We start from the raw sequence: 1,863 nt of genomic DNA, 5'->3' as shown, positions 1-1,863 counted from the left end.
GCGCGGCGACCAGCGCCGCGACGATGGCGAGGCCGAGGCCGGTGCCGCCGTCCTCCCGGCTGCGCGCCTTGTCGGCGCGGTAGAAGCGTTCGAAGACGCGCTCGGCCTGCTCGGGCGAGAGCCCCGGGCCCTCGTCGGCGACCTCGCAGACCGCCGCCGTCGCGCCGTCCAGCGTGCCGGGGCGCAGCCGCACCTCGATCGGCGTCCCGCCGGGCGTGTGCACGATCGCGTTCGTCAGCAGGTTGCCGAAGACCTGCCGCAGCCGCGGCTCGTCGCCGAGGATCTGGTAGGCCAGGCCGCCCTCGACGTCCAGGTCGACCGAGCGGTCCGGGGCGAGGACCCGCGCCTCCTGGACGGCCTCGGCGGCGACCGCGAGCAGGTCCACCGGACGCCGCTCCACCGGGCGCTGCCGGTCCAGCCGGGCCAGCAGCAGCAGGTCCTCCACGAGCAGGCCCATCCGGGCCGCGGTCTCCTCGATGCGTCCGATGAGCCGGTCCAGTTCGGCCGGGGTGCGCGCCGCGCCCTGCCGGTAGAACTCGGCGAACCCGCGGATGGCGGTCAGCGGGGTGCGCAGCTCGTGCGAGGCGTCCGCGACGAACCGGCGCATCCGCTCCTCCGAGCGCAGCGCGTTCTCCTCCGACCGGCGGGCCGCCTCCTCCGAGCGCCGGGCGGCGGCCTCCGACCGGGCCTGCGCGCCGAACGCCGCCTCGATCTGGCTCAGCATCGAGTTGAAGGACGCGCCGAGCCGGCCGACCTCGGTGGCCGGGTCGGCGTCCGGGACGCGCCGGGACAGGTCGCCGCGCGCGATGGCCTCGGCGGTCGCCTCCATCGTCCGCAGCGGGCGCAGGCTGGCGGTGACGACCAGCGCCGCGAGCGCGCCGAGGCCGCCGAGCACCAGGACGCCGACGACGGCGACCTCGTGGACCTCCGGCAGGCGCAGCAGGGCGTCCTCGACGTCGCGCGGGACGACGTTCTCGCCGCCCGAGACGATCACGCCGTCGGCGCGTCCGGCGACGAACAGCAGACCGCGGTGGTCGACGCGGCCGAGGTCGCCGGTCGCGAGCAGGCCGTCCCGGACGGGCAGCGGCTCACCGCCCGTGTAGCCCTCGAAGAGCAGCTCGTTGGCGGCGTGGATGTGGCCGATCTCGCCGCGCGGGACGGGACCGCCGCCGGGCGCGAGGATCGACAGCGACGTCCCGGCCGGGGGCCGCCCGGCCGTCCGGGGGTCGAGCCGCAGCTCGCGCGGGGTCGCGATGGACACCCAGGACGTCTCGGTCGAGCCGTACACGTTGTAGAGCCGGTCGCCGAACGCGTCCATGAACCGGACGGCGAGGTCGCCCGGCAGCGCGGAGCCGCTGACGGCCACGATCCGCAGCGTGGACGCGTCGTACCGGGCGCGGGTCCCGGCGGGCAGGTCCAGGATGCGCTGGAGCATCACCGGGACACCGAACAGCACGGTGTCGCGGTGCGCGGCGACCGCGGCGAGCGTCCGCTCGGGGTCGAACCGGCGGTGCAGCACGACCGGGGCGTGCAGGGCCCACGCCATCTGCAGCGCCGCGTACCCCCACACATGGAACAGCGGGGCCTCGACGATCATGGTCTGCCGGGACCGGAGCGGGATCCGGGACGCCATCGACGCCAGCGGCCACAGGCCCGGCCGGGGCGGGCGGCGGGCTCCCCGGGGCCGCCCGGCGGTGCCGGAGCTGAGCATGATCGTCCGGCTCTGCGTCTGCGGCGGCCCGGACGGCCGGGACGCGGTCGCCGCGATGATCCGGCCGATCGTCGCCGCCGGCGTCGTCGCCAGCCCGCCCGGTCCCGGCGCGGCCCGCCGCGCCGCGGCTCCCCGGCACGGCGCCGGGGCCG

At 77.4% G+C, this 1,863-nt stretch carries 1 protein-coding gene; it reads right to left on the bottom strand.

The genetic code is table 11. From position 1 onward, the window contains the following. Positions 1-1,711 (bottom strand): AMP-binding protein (locus AB0J52_RS38615; protein WP_500188008.1); only part of this gene is annotated, 1,711 nt, incomplete at its 3' end. Between the last annotated feature and the right edge of the window lie 152 nt (positions 1,712-1,863).

Origin of the sequence: Spirillospora sp. NPDC049652, assembly GCF_040675125.1 — a bacterium.
GTDB lineage: Bacteria > Actinomycetota > Actinomycetes > Streptosporangiales > Streptosporangiaceae > Spirillospora.
This window is presented reverse-complemented; position numbering and strand designations above follow the sequence as displayed.